Source organism: Mesorhizobium sp. WSM4837 (assembly GCF_055811435.1).
In genome coordinates this window covers 20,271-34,056 of sequence record NZ_JBVVQE010000053.1, presented here as the reverse complement: position 1 = coordinate 34,056, position 13,786 = coordinate 20,271, and the positions used below count along the sequence as shown (strand labels likewise).

The 13,786-nt window shown below is 60.7% G+C and carries 9 protein-coding genes and 2 pseudogenes; 4 read left to right on the top strand and 7 right to left on the bottom strand.

From position 1 onward, the window contains the following. Positions 1-31: 31 nt before the first annotated feature. Positions 32-2,242, bottom strand: coding sequence for a GumC family protein (locus AC0L3D_RS25825; RefSeq protein WP_473629067.1), 2,211 nt, complete (start codon positions 2,240-2,242; stop codon positions 32-34). 195 nt (positions 2,243-2,437) lie between these two features. Between AC0L3D_RS25825 and AC0L3D_RS25820 the strand changes: the two genes are divergently transcribed. Both AC0L3D_RS25820 and AC0L3D_RS25815 read left to right on the top strand, forming a co-directional pair. Further along, positions 2,438-3,733, top strand: coding sequence for a lipopolysaccharide biosynthesis protein (locus tag AC0L3D_RS25820; RefSeq protein ID WP_473646253.1), 1,296 nt, complete (start codon positions 2,438-2,440; stop codon positions 3,731-3,733). Positions 3,734-4,037: 304 nt separating this feature from the next. Continuing rightward, positions 4,038-5,105 carry a helix-turn-helix domain-containing protein gene (locus AC0L3D_RS25815; protein ID WP_473629044.1) on the top strand — a complete coding sequence of 356 codons (1,068 nt, stop codon included), beginning with the start codon at positions 4,038-4,040 and terminating at the stop codon, positions 5,103-5,105. A 42-nt stretch (positions 5,106-5,147) separates the two neighbouring features. On the opposite strand, the gene AC0L3D_RS25810 is transcribed toward AC0L3D_RS25815, so the two are convergent. The 4 genes and pseudogenes from AC0L3D_RS25810 to AC0L3D_RS25795 all read right to left on the bottom strand — a co-directional run bounded on the left by AC0L3D_RS25810 (position 5,148) and on the right by AC0L3D_RS25795 (position 9,489). Continuing rightward, the gene (locus AC0L3D_RS25810; protein WP_473629045.1) at positions 5,148-5,891 is read right to left on the bottom strand and encodes an META domain-containing protein; all 744 of its coding nucleotides are present in this window, start codon (positions 5,889-5,891) and stop codon (positions 5,148-5,150) included. A gap of 38 nt (positions 5,892-5,929) precedes the next feature. Continuing rightward, on the bottom strand, positions 5,930-7,591 hold the full coding sequence (locus AC0L3D_RS25805) for an alpha/beta hydrolase (protein WP_473646251.1): 1,662 nt from the start codon (positions 7,589-7,591) through the stop codon (positions 5,930-5,932). Positions 7,592-7,702: 111 nt separating this feature from the next. Beyond that, a complete protein-coding gene (locus tag AC0L3D_RS25800; RefSeq protein WP_473629046.1) occupies positions 7,703-7,915 on the bottom strand; it encodes a hypothetical protein in 213 nt (70 codons plus the stop codon). Positions 7,916-8,290: 375 nt separating this feature from the next. Next, positions 8,291-9,489 (bottom strand): annotated as a pseudogene (locus AC0L3D_RS25795) (M14 family metallopeptidase). A gap of 464 nt (positions 9,490-9,953) precedes the next feature. Here AC0L3D_RS25795 and AC0L3D_RS25790 point away from each other — a divergent pair. Both AC0L3D_RS25790 and AC0L3D_RS25785 read left to right on the top strand, forming a co-directional pair. Then, the gene (locus AC0L3D_RS25790) at positions 9,954-10,469 is read left to right on the top strand and encodes a DUF1269 domain-containing protein (RefSeq protein WP_091595172.1); all 516 of its coding nucleotides are present in this window, start codon (positions 9,954-9,956) and stop codon (positions 10,467-10,469) included. Between the two features lie 40 nt (positions 10,470-10,509). Next, positions 10,510-10,848, top strand: a complete 339-nt coding sequence (locus AC0L3D_RS25785; RefSeq protein WP_473629047.1) for a hypothetical protein — start codon at positions 10,510-10,512, stop codon at positions 10,846-10,848. A gap of 28 nt (positions 10,849-10,876) precedes the next feature. On the opposite strand, the gene AC0L3D_RS25780 is transcribed toward AC0L3D_RS25785, so the two are convergent. Together AC0L3D_RS25780 and AC0L3D_RS25775 are read right to left on the bottom strand one after the other, a co-directional pair. Beyond that, a complete protein-coding gene (locus AC0L3D_RS25780) occupies positions 10,877-11,920 on the bottom strand; it encodes an AI-2E family transporter (protein ID WP_473646249.1) in 1,044 nt (347 codons plus the stop codon). 6 nt (positions 11,921-11,926) lie between these two features. Then, positions 11,927-13,761: pseudogene (locus AC0L3D_RS25775) on the bottom strand (SLC13 family permease). Positions 13,762-13,786 lie beyond the last annotated feature (25 nt).

Below are 13,786 nucleotides of genomic sequence, written 5' to 3'. Positions count from 1 at the left end.
CGAAACCGATGGCTTTTATTCTATTCGGCGCTCAGAAATAGCGCCGCGATCGGCTTTCGGTGAGTTCTCGAACCGCTTCGCGGAATTCGCGCAAGCTGGCTCGGATTTCCTCGATGGAGGCTTGCTGTTCAGCGGCTTTCAAAGCCTGATCTGCCTCGTCCGAGGCTCGGGGATACTGCTGCTGCGCACGAGGCACTGGTCCGGCTTGGGGCGGAACGGGCGGCTGGTATGCTTTGTCTTCAATGGGTGTCCGGCGCTCCTCTGCCCTGCGGCGCGGCCGCGAATCGGCGGTTTCGCGCAGGCTCGCATAGGCGCCGCGCATGGCGCCGAGGCCGACACCGGAAGCAAGCCCTGCCAGCAGGCCGGCAAGCACCGTCATGGCGCGCGACGGTCCGTTCGGCTCGAGCGGGGCGAAGGCCTTGGAGATCACGTTGATGTTGGCGGTATTGATGTCCTTCTGCTCGCCGGTCTCCCTGGCGCGGAGAAGATATTGTTCATAGACGGAGCGTTTGGCAGCGGCCTCGCGCTCCAGTTCGCGCAGCGTGACCAGGTCGCTGTTGACGTCGCCGCTGCGGACCTTCAACTGTGCCAGCCGGGAGGCCAGATCCTGTTCGAGCTGCACGGCGCGCCTCAAGTCGACCTGCAGCGACGAGGCGATGCGGCGCAGTTCCCCGGCGATACGCTCGCGCGATCCGGCAAGCTGGGCATTGAGCGCCTGGAGCTCGGGATGGCGCGGCCCGAGCCGGATCGCGGCGCGGTCGGCCTCCTGCTTGAGTGTCGCATATTGCGAGCGCAGCTCGCTCATGGTGTTGGAGTTGATCTCCTCCGGCAAGGTGCCGCTCAGAACCGAATTCACGTCGATCGAGCGCGCCGACGCCGCGCGGGCGTTAAGTTCCAGCGTGCGCGCGCGGGCGATGGCCAGCTGCTGGTTGAGCTTGAGCATCTCGTCGTCGCTGATCAAATGGCCTTGCGCGTCGACGAGGTCGTGCGCGGCCCTGAAATCCTCGACCTTGCGCTCGGCCAATTCGACGCCCTTGCGCAGCTCGTCGAGCCTGCCGGTCAGTTCGTTGGTCGCGCGGCCAGCGGTGTCGGACTGGATCTGACCGAAGGTCTGCAGAAAAACATCCGTCATCGTGTTGGCGATGAGCGCCGACTTCTCGCCATTTTGCGTGGTGGCGCTGACGGAGATGACAAAGGTCTTGCCGCCGCGCTCGACCGAAAGGCTCTCGGCCAGATTGGCGACGGCCAGCGCACGGCGGCGACCTTCACCGGCAGCCGGCCCGTCATTGCGCGACAGGACCGACCGGATGACCGTCATCATCCCCAGCCCATCGGAACCTTGCCCGTTGAACTCCGGATCATTGACGAGATTGAGCTTGTCCACGACCTTGTTGAGAACGGTGCCGGAGGTGAGCACGCGAACCTGGTTCTCGACGATGGCCAGCGTCGCGTCGGACGCAACCACGGATTGCGTGAGGTCGCGGTCGGTGAGCTTCAGGTCGCGCGGGTCGACGATCAGCTCTGCGGTGGCTTCGTATTTCTTCGGCGTCGACAGCGCGATGGCGACGCCAAGCGTGGCGCCCAGTATCGTCATGGCGACGATCAGCAGCTTCGAGCGGGCAATGCCGCGGACGACCTGCATCGGATCGATCAACGGCTTCCATTCTTGTCTGTCGTCATCCTGATGGGAAGACCGCCGCCCGTCATCTGCATATCCGGGTTCGGATGCGGCATATCGAGGTTCGGGTGCGGCGTGTCGAGGCTCGAACGCGGCGTATCGAGGTTCGAACGCGGCGTATCGGGGGTCGGCATCGGAGCGGCGGTCCTCGGAAACAGCGGCAGCAACCGGCTCCTCCCGCGGCATGGCGTATCGAGGTTCGAACGCGGCTTCCGCATGGTCCGCTTCAACGGGCTCGTCACTCTCAGGTGGCATCTGCGCGGCCGAAGCCGATGCATCCTCGGCTTGAAACCGGCTTGTTTCATCGTTTGCCGGTAACTCCGGAGTCACCCAGCGTTCCGGGGTCGCCGTGGGCTCCGGGGTTGCCGAGAGGTCCGGATGCGCTCGCCCCTCGCGGCGTAAGCGCGCGAGACGATGGCGCGTTGCGGCATCGTCGCGCCATGACGGGTCTGCCCGGTCCCCGATCGCAACCAGCGATGGTTCTTCTTCGCCGCGCAACGCCTGGCCGAGCGCCAGCAACGAGCGCTCGCGCTTCCAATCTTCACGGTTTTGCCTGTCGACCATTGTCGTGGAGCTTGCCCTTTGCGGCTTGGACGCGCGGTCAGCCATTCGTTAACCACGCTAAACAAGTATAGGAAACAAAAGGTTAATTTCCCAGCCTTGAAGACACGGTTTCCCTCTAGGGTTCTGCCCTTCCTGAAAGCATCGAAAGCGCCCAGAACCGCGCGTTAAACTTTCCGGCCTATGCTGTCTCGACACATGACTCAGGCTGGCAACATCCCGCAAAAACGGCTTCTCGCCCGGATCCGCGTTTTCGTCGCCGAGCGACGGCGGCTGGTACGCGACTATCTTTCGGCGATCAGCGGCGCGGGCGGGCGGCTGGTGTTTTCGCTCGCCTATTTCATCGCGCTGGCCAACACGCTGTCGATCGCCGAATTCGGCATGTTCGCCACCGCTTCAGCGGCCGGCGTGATGCTGTCGCGCATCCTGGCCTTCGGCTTCATCTCGGCGCTTTACCGAACCACCACCATCCGCCCCAATCTGATCGGCACCTTCACGGCCGGCTTCCTGCTGCTTGGCGCGATATCGCTGCCGTTGCTGGCTGCCGCCTCCTACGGCGTCTACCTGGTCTTCTTTGCCGGCACCGTGCCGCTGTCGGTCTTTGCGGCGATCGTGTTTGCCGAGGCGTTGCTGTGGCGGCCGGTCGAGGTGGCGCTGATCGTCAACAACGGCCTCGGCAAATTCGGCCGCGCCGCCCTGCTGACGATCCTGGCGACGGCCTTGCGGGCGCTCGGCGCCGTGCTGTTCATGTTCGCGGCGCAGCCGACCATAGGAGCCTGGTCCTGGTATTACATCGGCGCCAACGCCGCCTCGCTGCTCATCGCCTTCGGATTTTTCTATCCGCGACAGCGGCTGCGGCTGCGGCTGGCGCTCTATCTGCGGCGGCTCGCCGATTCCATCTACGTTGCCGGCGCAGAGGTGCTGTTCTACCTGCAGATGGAATTCGACAAGCTGCTGGTGCTGGCGATCGGCGGTCCGCACCTCGCCGGCATCTATGCCATCATCATGCGGCTGGTCGACCTGACGGCGATCCCGATCCGCACCTTCTCGATGATGCTGGTTCAGCGCATGATGCGGGCGCCGGAACTTTTGTCTCGCCTTTCGGTCAGGAGTGGTATCGAAGGCGGCGTGTTCGCGGTCTCGACGCTGGCGCTGGCGACACTCGCCATCGTGCTGCATTTCTTCCCCAACGCGCTCGGCAGGAATGTTGCGGAGGCCGCCCCTTTGGTGGCGCTGGCGATCTGCGTGCCGGGCCTGCGCAATCTCGTCGAATACCAGGCCGAGCTTCTGTTCGCGCGCGGCCAGACGCTGGTGCGGGCGATCAACCTGGCGCTGCTTGCCGGGATGAAGGCGGTGCTGCTGACCTATGTGCTGACCCATATCCTGGACACGCCCGATCTGGTGCTGTCGCTCAACGTCGTCTTCCTGCTGCTCTATCTCGCCTCGGCGCTGCTCACCTACTCGGCGATGCTCAGGCCGGCGAAGCCGGTCTAGGGCAAACATCGGGACTGGCTGTCAATGATCGAGATACGGGATGGGCCAATTCCAACCCGCCGCATTCTCCATTACTTTATCATTCACGGATGAAGAAGCATTTTCCAACCCCGATACTGCTAGATTGGTTCTTTTCAGAAGATTGGCCGTTTCGCAAGCATCGAGCCATCAGGCCCAATTCAAGGACAATTGCTGACACGCTCTGTCAATTTTGTCTTTGAGGCTTGTGCGTGGTACGATATGGTACAAAAAGGCGATGTTTGTTTGGGAATTACGCGGAGCAACGGTAATTTAGAGTCATCTAATGTATCAAGACTCCGCGCTCCAATCGCTCGAAGAGCACAAAAGTAAGAATGCGAAATTTACGCATTCTCTTGATTTTTCAACCTTTAGCTTTCAACCTCACGAGCAATTTCCGGCTTTCCGTTTCGCCAATCGAGGCGTGATGGACTTGTCAGCCGTGCGGGATTGTCCTCAATCCTTTCCGGCCCGCCAAACGGTGTGGAACCTGGATAGACTCGCTTTTATGCGAACTGAGCTTCCAGGCGAAAATCATGCTCATCGCCAGAAGCATCTGAAAAATGCCGTTCTTGACCATTGGTATGTCACCCTGCCGTTTTGCTTGCCGGGTGAGTGGCATAAAGGCGAGAAAGCTGTGCCTGAACTGCACTGCCTGGCCAGCCCGTTCGATAGACAAATCAATCACGACGGGGTCCTTACGCTCTTCATCCCAAACGATCTGTTTACCTCGACTGCCGGGCTCCATCGAATGTTGGATGCCAAGTTCGAAGGAGGGCTCGGTAAGCTGCTGGCAGACTACCTGCTTCTTCTCAACCGGTCGCTGGCGGATTTGCAGTCGCCGGAGATACCATACGTCGTCGAGGCAACACGAAGCCTTGTGGCCGTATGTCTCGCGCCCTCCCAGGATCGCTTGAGAGAAGCACAAACCCCAATCGACGCGACATTTCTAGGCCGAGCGCGACGGATGATTGACGGCAGACTTGTGGATCACCAACTGACATCCCAAACGCTGTGCGCGGAACTTGGCGTGTCCCGCTCCCGGCTATACAGAATTTTCGAGCCGCTCGGGGGAGTAGCTTCTTACATTCGGAGGCAGCGGCTACTGCGAACGCGGGACGCGCTCTCCGACATTGGCGATACGCGGTCCATATCCCGGATCGCCGAGCAATGGGGCTTCGTCGATGCTTCCAGCTACAGTCGAACGTTCAGGCACGAATTCGGCATTTCACCGAAGGAAGCACGGGATATAGGTTGGGCGAGCGATGGCTTAGTCGTGGCGCAGCAATGCCAGGCACGACACGAAGGGCCGCAAACGCTTTACCAGCTACTCCGCACTGTAGATGGAACCTGACCGGACTGAGCACGAGTCCGCGCTAACGTCAGCTTAGCCGCCTCACGGCGCTCCCAGGCGAGCGATGGTCTTACCAGCAGCATCGACGAGCATCAGATTTCCATCCTGTACAAAATACGCCGCAGTTTGCGAAAGCGCTGCGTGGAAGACCGCCTCTTGAACGGACTTGGCATCTTCGCAGGCCATCATTGTCGATGCCAGCTGGCCAAATTTCATTGTCGTACCTTCCATGTCGACGTCGCCGCGAAAAGCGTTGCAGCCACCATTGCCGCTCACCGCGCCATCAGCATCAAAAATAAGCGTCGACGTCACGTTCGTATCGGCGCTCTTGCCGTCCAGCTCTAAAACCCTCCATTCGGTACCTGCCAGCGAGACGCCGGAAGCCTCCTCTGCGTCCTTACTGCCTGCCTGAACGAGGAGGATTGAAAACAATTCTCCCGCTCTCGCCAGATCGACCGGGGTCGGCTCGGCACTGGCGAACCAGGCGGAGCCGCCGACCTCAATGCGGGCCTGTATCGCATAGGCCTCTCCGTTCGAGAGTTTGCTTGAATCGACAACCAGGCCAAAGGCAATGGGAACTTGTCCGGCCGGCGCCACCGCAGTTGCGGCCAGGGCGGTTTTTGGCTTGGCCAGATCTATGAATTCCACAAGGAGAGTGGCATCTGAGGGTAGCGCAATCCGCTCCCGGTAGAAGGCGCTGCCGGACAGTTTCACATCCGTAGCATACGCGCCATGCGACGCTAGGCAGCATATGGCTGCGGCAACAAGGGCTGACAGCAGCTTCACGGCGTTTCTCCTACTTTTGTAACAATGACAAAACTGATTTATCCGCTGACAGGCGTCGTCCCGCGCGTGATGAAAAGGACCTTCAGCCGAGCAACGTCTTCAGGTGTAATGCTCGGCGGATCGGTTACGGCCAGCCACGCATCGATATAGTGCTGCGGTGCAAAGACATGGCCGTAGCCCATTGGAGACGTCGTCGCTATTGCCATATCGACCGTCAGTTGCAGCATCGTGATAAGCGGATACCAGCGAACCTCTTCCGATACGTCGGGTCCGCGCGGCTCTTTCATCCAATCGGGTTCTCGATAAAGCGTGGCGACGTCGAAGAAGGTTATCGGATCGCTGGCGTATTGAAGGTAGACTATCCGGATCGGTCCCCACTCCGCGTCTGGAATGTCCAAGGCATCGTTCTGATTGGTGAACCGGAAGATCGAGCTGTTGCGAAAGCGGGGGAGCCATTCGGGCGATCCGGAATTGCGGGCGTCGGTAACGGATCGCCAGGTGCGGCTTGCGAAAGGTGGCCCGCTCCACAAGGCGCCTTGAAACGGATCTGCGACGACATCGTAAAGGTTCGCCGACTGTTCAGAGTTCATCGCCCCGAGGCTTAGGCCGTGCAAGTAGAGTTTCGGGCGGGCGTCGCGTGGAAGCGAAGACCAGTAGGTGTAGACCTCTTGGAACAGCGCGTCGCCGGCCTCCGCACCGTAGTCCGGCTCGACCAGGAGGGATAACCAGCTGGCGAGGTAAGAGTATTGCATTGCGACGCTCGCGACATTGCCCCTGTGAAGATATTCAACCGGGTCCAGCGCAGCCGGATCAATCATGCCGGTACCAGTCGGCACGATGATGATCAGTATGGATCTCTCGAACGCGCCGGTACGTTTCAATTCCTGCAAGGCCAGCTTCGCGCGTTCATCCGCAGTGTCGGCCGAACTCATTCCGACATACACCCGAATAGGGTCCACAGCCCCTTCCCCGAAGAAAGTGGTTATCTCTGCCGCTGTTGGACCGGAACTGACAAACCTGCGGCCCTGCCTGCCGAGTTCTTCCCATGACAGCAAAGAAGCCGCGCTTCCCGTCTTGATCGATTGCGCGGGCCTGCTGAGGTCATCTTCAATGAGAGCATCCATCTCCTGGAACGAAGAATCCAGGATTCGAAGCGTCAGGCTGAAGACCAGTCCCTCGACGACCGACCAGAACAGCGCGACCGCCAGCAGGCCGCCGACAAGATGGGAGACCCGCCTCGGGACGAAGCGCCCAAGCCAGCCGGAGAACACCAGGAAGGTGTGCCTGAAAAGGTGTGCCAACAACATGAGTGTCGCAAATACGACGACAGCGACAATCCCTGTCTTGAGCGGACTCGCGGTGTCCAGCGGAGCGAGATCCATCAAAACGCGGATCGAATTCTGCCATTCCAGAGTTCTCCAAAGGAAGACAGCGGCAATCACAACGCACGTGCCGGCGACTGCAATTCTCATCGCCTTCAGGGTTCGGTCCCGTAGCTGCGGCAATTCGAGATAGGTCCACAGCGAATAAGCGACGAAGCCGATGCCGTATCCGAGTGCAGCTGAAAGTCCCGAAAGCACACCCTGGACCAGATAGGATCGTGGTATAAGGCTGGGCGTAAGCGAGACCGCGAACGCAAGGGTCGCTACCAGTATCCCTGTCGCGGGGAATGAATGTACGAGCTTGGTCAGGACGCGCAACCCATTGGTCCTCAGCGTTTAACGGACAACAAACTCGTAGGGACGGCGCAACGATCGAGTCCTCAGGCTGAGTCTAACGGAATCCAGACCCTGGAAAGTTAGCCCAAACCATTATCTTCTAAGGCGACGCAGATCGACGACGCGGCCATTGTTCGCGCTCACCGCAATTTCGAAACGGCCTGCGCCGCGCCTGCCGCGATAGACGAAGAACCGCCCGCGGCAATCGACACGTCGAATGTCTCTGAAGCCGCGATTGCGCAAGATTCGCTCGCCGTCACGACAAGTGATGGCACGGCCATTATTGAGGCTGGTGCCGATATTCATGTTTATCGTGACTGCATGGGCGGGCGTTGACGAAACTACAGGGAGAACGAAGCTGAGAGCTACACCAAAGCAAGCGAACAAAAGACGACGCATAAGACTTCCTCCATATCGACGGGCTCTTCGAGAACAATTCGTCGTCGGCTGCCTTGTCAAGGCAAAGACGGTGCCGGTCCATAATTTAGGGACAACCAGACAAAACTCAGGACTCTGTGCTCATGACCTCTCTCCATCGAAGCTAAGATCGAGATGAGTAGAAAACAAAACTTGCCTCCTGTCCGCGTGTTGCCGTCCTTGGCGCCACCGAAAAGGGGGCAGGAACCGGACGCAGGAGCCGGAGTCGGAGCTGGCGCCTTTCTCGGCGCTGTCGCGGCGTACTCACTCTGGGTAAGTTCACCGCCATCCGGCCCCGCCTTGTTGAAAAGGATGAATGCCAAGGGGTCGCCAGGCTCGGACGGTACTTCGCTGCGCTGGCCCGCAATCTCTCCATTAACGCTGCTTGTATATTCCGCGACCACTTCGCCGAAGCTGTTGCGCTGGATGGCCACCTTTTGTCCGGCTTCGACCTTGTCGTTGAGCTTGACCAGATGCTCGATAAACCCGCCCTGGGTTGCCACGACCGGAACCGCGCTGTTGCCTAAGAAAACACCCACGTCCTTGCCTGTCCGTCCCATTGGGCCGGCCAGGATGCCGTGATGCTTGAGGACATTCATCGTGCCCTCCACGAACAGGGGGATCATCTCGAGATCGAGGACGCGCGCAGCGCCGACCTCCGGGCAAAAAGACGGGATACCCGCGTCGACAAACGCGTTATGCAGGACACCGGGATATGTATGATTGTCGAAGATCTGGCCGACCGGGTAGAGTTCCACCATCGACCGTATCTCGGGCACATCCATGCTTGCAATATTGAATGCGGTGACTTCGAATCCGCTTGTCCCAGTATGGAAGTCGATCGCCGCGTCGGCGTTCGGCCGCAGCAGCCGGTTGAACAGCAGCCCGGCGTGCCGGCTGGGCGCGGTGAAGCCGTTCTCGTTCCCGGGCCATTCCCGGTTCATGTCGATCAGGCCGGCGCCCCTGCCCGAATTGGGCCATCTGCGCTGCATGCCCTCCATCGGGCGATGTTCCGTGACCGCCATCACCGTGCCCGACATTTCCGCTGGATCGAGCTGGTTCATCACGGTCAGGACCGTATGCACGGAACTCATCTCGTCGCCGTGCACACCGCTGGTCAGAACGACGCGCTTGCCCGGCTTTGCCCCCTTGGCGACCGCCACGGACACATACCAATACTGTCCGGTGGGCATCTGCACGCCCTGAAAGTACAAGAGGTGCTTCTGCCCGGCTTCCAGGTCGCTGACGTCGAGCGCACTGACGACCTTCTTCCCTTGGATCACTTCGCCGGTATAGACCGTACCCTGAGACCCACCGGATGCGGCGTCGGCAGAGGGAGCCGCTACGTCCTGGGCGGTTGCAGAACCAGCGTTGGCCGCGAAGGCGGCCGCCGCGCCAACCGTCGCGATGGATGCTATTATCAGATCGCGACGGTCGAGGCCTTTTTTGGATAGGTCCGACATGATCAAGTCCTTTTGTGTATCAAGGTCGCTTCGGCTTGAGCGGTCATTGATGGAGAAAGGAACGCTCGGAGATCATCAGATGGACCGTGACCACAGCTTAGGATGCTTCCGCTTCCGTTGTTGACGATAGCGTCTTCTGGCCGCCTTGCCATTGGCCCAGAATTCCAAAACTGTGCCTCTCGTCCTACATCGGACGATATTCTCCAAAGCGCTCCTGTTCCCTCGGCCTATCGCCCGATTTCGCCAGCGACGCCGGCATGATGAAGCGTGAGGCCAAGTTAGTTGCCTCAGGCTGTGGCAAGACTGGAAACGGATTTGACATCAGTCAATCGATTCCCCGGCGCTGCGAAAAAGAGACATGGGGCACATAAGCAGGACTCCATGCCGATTTCTTCAGGTGCTGGACGCCCTAAAATACGGCACCCCCTACGCAGCCCTAATGGCTGCCGTCGACAGGAGCCTCCATGTCAACCCTCATCGTCATTGTTTATCCCACCGAGGCGAAGGCTGAAGAAGTCCGCCAAACCCTGCTCGGTCTACAGAAGGAATATGTGATCAAGCTTGGCGACGCTGTCATCGCCACCAAGACCGAGGCGGGAAAGGTCAAGCTGAACCAGCTTATGAACACCACGGCTACCGGCGCCGTTTCCGGCAGCTTCTGGGGATTGCTCATCGGGATTTTATTCCTCAATCCGCTTATAGGCGTGGCGGTTGGCACGGCTTCGGGTGCGCTTGGGGGCGCGTTGACCGATGTCGGCATCAATGATGCCTTCATGAAAGATCTGTCGGCAAGCATCGTGCCAGGCAATGCCGCGCTCTTCCTGCTGATTCAGGAGATGACCGAAGACAAGGTTCTGAAGCAGATCCAGGGCTTCGGTGGAATCGTCCTCAAGACCTCGCTCGACGAGACCAAGGAGCAGGTTCTGCGCGACGCCCTCAAGCGCCATTCCGCAGAAGCCGGTTCGGCGCCGTCGGCGTAGGCGGCATCGCCGCTCCCGTTCGTGCTGGAGAAAGTGACTGTTGTCCCCGACCGAAACTGTCATAGCCATCGCCATCGAGATGCTCTGCGGCGCGGCGGGGGCACTCGCTGTGCGGTGGTGGTGGCCCAGCGTTGAACTTACCAAGATCGCAGCCGTTCTGGCCGGCATGGCCGGAGGTTTTGCGTTGACTTTCGTAGCTGCGCAGACTCCCGGCATTGGCCACTTGGTTGGGCACGCTGAAAACGCCGCCGATTCCGTCATGCGCGGGCTGGGCGGGCTTACCCCTGCCGTCCTGATCGGGGTCGGCGTATCGGGCCTGCTCGGTGGCGTCGTTCTGATGACTGTTCTCGGTCTAATCCGAGCCCGCGTGAAACGTTAATTTCCGGGGCTGGCTGCTCTTATCGTCCCTATCTACCTTGGGCGCTTCCCACCTCATCGTCAGGGGCGCCTAACAACTGGGCGAGCCACCTAGCCGACGGAGACTGGGCGCAGAAGGTCAGCACTGCAATTGCTATCGGGACCCCGATGAAGGCGCCGAACAGGCCCCAGAGGAACATCCAAAGGAAGACAGAAAACAGCACGAGAAAGGGCGACAGCGCCAACGCCTTGCCGGCCAAACGCGGCTCTACATAACTGCCGATCGCAAACTGGATGAGATTGAGGCAGGCAAAGACGAAAAGTGCGGAATACAGGGATTCGAACTGGGCCAGCGCGTAGAAGGTCGGCAGCAGCGTTGCGACGAACGGGCCGACGAAGGGGATGAAATTCAAAGTGAAGGCGATGACGCCCCACTCCGTGGCAAGCTGCAGGCCAAGCGCCAGGGTAAACACGTAGATCATGCCACCCGTTGCAATGTTCATGATCGTTCGGATCACCAGGTACCGGCGCAGCTTGGCTGCTGTGCGTTCGCCGCCGACGATCAGGATGCGCGCAGCCTCGCCGCTGAAGATGCTGGGGATTTTACGCGCCAGCGGGCCGACCTCGAGCAGGCCGAGCAGCACGTAGATCAGTACCACGATCCAGAACGAGATCGTCGTGTTCAGCCGTGCTGACAGGCCCTGCATCGCCGCCACAGCCCAGCGCACATTGAAATGCTCCGCCCATAGGCCGGCAACGGCGATCCCGTGCGTCTCCAGCCAGGCTGTCGCCTGTTCGTAGAGCGCTTGAAGCCGCGGCGTCTCGGCGATGACGGATCTGCCGATCCGACCGAAACCCCAGGCCACGACGGACGCGAACACGATGAAGACCAGCATGACGAGCGTTACAACAATGGCGAGCGCCAGAAGCTGCGGCAGGCGTGCCTGCAGCCGTTTCTGAACCGGCCAGACGATCGCGATGATAAAGAGGGCGCAGGCGACCGGCGCAATGATCGCGTCGGCGAAATAGAGCGCGGCCAGCAAGAGAATTGCGCAGATGATGCCCAGCAGAACCGGAACCCAGCGGGCATTCATGGCAATTCAGAAGCTCCAGATCATCGGCACTATGAGCACGGCCACGACAAAGAACCAGAGCATGAGCGGTAGACCAAGCTTCCAGTAGTCACCGAAAGCGTAACCGCCGGGACCCATGACCATCAGGTTCGTGGGGTTGCGATCGGCGTCAGGAATGCTGCGGCCGCCGCCACGGCGGTGCTCATGAGCACGGGACGGGGCGAAATACCCATGGTTAGCGCGGCTGCGACCCCGATCGGGATGACGATGAGAGCAGTCGCGGTGTTGCTGATGAGCTGCCCCATTATGGCAGTCAGCACGAACAGGCCGGCGAGCAGGGCAATGGGACCGGCGTCGCCGACCAGCGACACCAGATGCTCTGCCATCAGTTTCGCGGCGCCTGTCTCGACCATGGCGGTGGACAGCGGCATCATCGCGCCGACAAGGATCACGGTCGTCCAATCGATGGCTCGGTAGGACTGATCGACACTCATGATCCCCGACAGGACGATCGCTCCGGCGGCGAGCAGGCCGGCTACCGCTGGCGGGGTGATGCCCGTGGCGAGGAGCACGACCATCGCGATCAGAATGGCAACGGCCTGGCGGGCACCCGGCCCCATCGGCACCGCCTGACGACGCACCAGTTCGGGCGAATTGACGACCAGGACATCCGGATCCTTGAGGCGGTGATCGAGAGCTTTCCACGTTCCCTGCAGGAGCATCGTGTCCCCGGCCTGCAGCACGATACCTCCTGCATCTCGTGTTGCGTTGGTTGCGACCACCTCTGCGCCGGCGCGCTGCACGGCAAGGACGATCAGGTCGCCGCTCTCGGTGACCATGCCCGGGAAAACGTTCTGGCCAATAAGGCCGGAGCGTGGCGGGATAACCACCTCGGCGAGGCCCGAGCTGCGGTTGAACAGCGTCTCCTCTCCCTGCCCTGGCGCCGCCGACTCGCTAAATGCGAGGTGTTTGTCGGCAGCGAACGCAGCGGCCGACTCGGCGTCGCCCCGCAGCAGCAGGTGATCCCCCTCGGCGATAACAGGTCTGCGAAGCGGGCTGGCCGTTTCACCCTCCTGAACGGCGACGACTTGCAGGTCGGGATAGGTGCCCAACTCGATCGCAGACGCGGGCATGCCGATAAACGGCGAACTTGCGCGCACGCGCATTTGGTAGACGCCGCTGGCAAGGCCGTATTGCTCGACGAGCGTCTTCGCATGGCGGCTGAAGTCGGCAGGCATGGTCGCGCCGTTGCGTTCGGGCAACAGCCGTTTTCCGAACACTATGATGATGGCCATCGTTCCTGCCAGCAGCGGCAAGCCTACAAGCGCGAATTCGAAGAAACCGAAGCTGCCCACGCCGGCGTCGCTGCCCGCGTTCGACACCAACACGTTCACTGGCGATCCCGTCAGAGCCAACTTTGAGCCGGCATGCGCGGAAAAAACGAGAGGCAGGAGCAGCTGGGCCGAACTTCGCTTCAGGCGGACGGCGATGACGACCACCACTGGCAGGAGTGCAGCCACGGCGCCATTGACACTGATCAGCGCCGTAAGGAGCGCGACCATACTCATCGTCAGCAGCAGCAGGCGGGCGCGGCTCTCTTCGCCTGCGCCACGGATCAGAAGTTGCCCGGCCCATGCGGTGACGCCCGTCACGTCGAGGCCGGCGCTGACGATGAAGAGGGAGGCTATGAAGATCACCGCGGGATCACCGAAGCCGCCGAGCGCCTGATCAATCGTCAGGACGCCGGTTGCCCACAACGCGGTGGCCGTCGCCATCGCGACAACGACGACTGGCAGCCGGTTCCAGACGAACAGGACGACGACGGCTGCGATGATGGTGGCAGTGTACGCTATGGGGCTCAATCGCTTGGTTCCTCGCCGGCCCTAC

Excerpts from the sequence above, each read along its gene's own strand:
- AC0L3D_RS25820 (WP_473646253.1), top strand. The coding sequence starts at position 2,438 with ATGACTCAGGCTGGCAACATCCCGCAAAAACGGCTTCTCGCCCGGATC.
- AC0L3D_RS25790 (WP_091595172.1), top strand. The coding sequence starts at position 9,954 with ATGTCAACCCTCATCGTCATTGTTTATCCCACCGAGGCGAAGGCTGAA.
- AC0L3D_RS25780 (WP_473646249.1), bottom strand. The coding sequence starts at position 11,920 with ATGAATGCCCGCTGGGTTCCGGTTCTGCTGGGCATCATCTGCGCAATT.
- AC0L3D_RS25815 (WP_473629044.1), top strand. The coding sequence starts at position 4,038 with ATGTATCAAGACTCCGCGCTCCAATCGCTCGAAGAGCACAAAAGTAAG.
- AC0L3D_RS25825 (WP_473629067.1), bottom strand. The coding sequence starts at position 2,242 with ATGGTCGACAGGCAAAACCGTGAAGATTGGAAGCGCGAGCGCTCGTTG.
- AC0L3D_RS25800 (WP_473629046.1), bottom strand. The coding sequence starts at position 7,915 with ATGAATATCGGCACCAGCCTCAATAATGGCCGTGCCATCACTTGTCGT.